We start from the raw sequence: 919 nt of genomic DNA, 5'->3' as shown, positions 1-919 counted from the left end.
ACCGCCTTCCCCCCCCTTCCCCGTCGGCCCTCCCCCGCCCAGCTCCCGCCCAAAACCCCCCCTTCCCTCTTCCCCCCCCCGTTTTCGCCGCCGCTGGTGCTCCCTCGGGGGTACCCGGGCGTGCAGTTTGTGTTGATCCCGCGGGGGTTGGGCTCGAGTGTGTAGTGGCGAGTGGCGCCCACCCCCCCCCTCCTTTCCCTCCCCCCTCGCCACTCGCCACTCGTCACTTCCTTGATCACCTCCCTCACCCTCACCGACTTCCGCTCCTATGCGAGCGCACGGCTGGAGCTCGCCTCCGGCCCGGTGGTGCTTCACGGCCCGAACGGGGCGGGCAAGACCAATCTGCTGGAGGCGATCAGCCTGCTGACCCCCGGCAAGGGGCTGCGGGGCGCGACCGCCGCCGAAATGGGTCGGCGCGAGCCGGGCGAGGCGGTGGGCCGAGCCTGGGCCGTCATGGTGGAACTGGACGACGAGACGCGGCTGGGCACCGGCGTCCAGACGGCGGGCGCGGCGCGGCGCATCGTCCGCATCGACGGCGAGACGGCCCAGCCCGGCCGATTGCTCGACTATCTGCGCCCGGTCTGGGCCACACCGGAACAGGACCGGCTGTTCTCCGACGCCCGGGCCGAACGGCTGAAATTCTTCGACCGGCTGGTCTTCGCCGCCGATCCCGACCATGCCGCCGCCGTCTCCGCCTACGAAAAGGCCCTGCGCGAACGGCTGCGCCTGTTGAACGACGCACAGGACGGACGCGAGGCCGACCCTGTCTGGCTGGACGCCCTGGAGGCCCGGCTGGGCGAGGGGGTTGTCCGCGCGGCCCTTGGCCTCTCTCTTCTGGCCACCACCAGCCCGGCAGCGGCAACACCAGCACCAGCACCCGCCCAAGCATTCAGCTCAGAAAATACAGTAGCAAGATAAG

At 70.8% G+C, this 919-nt stretch carries 1 pseudogene; it reads left to right on the top strand.

What is annotated here, in order from left to right:
* Positions 1-231 precede the first annotated feature (231 nt).
* Positions 232-801: pseudogene (locus ER13_RS17385) on the top strand (AAA family ATPase); the annotation flags it as partial.
* Positions 802-919: the final 118 nt, after the last annotated feature.

Source organism: Brevundimonas sp. EAKA (genome assembly GCF_000698025.1).
GTDB classification, from domain to species: domain Bacteria; phylum Pseudomonadota; class Alphaproteobacteria; order Caulobacterales; family Caulobacteraceae; genus Brevundimonas; species Brevundimonas mediterranea_A.
This window is presented reverse-complemented; position numbering and strand designations above follow the sequence as displayed.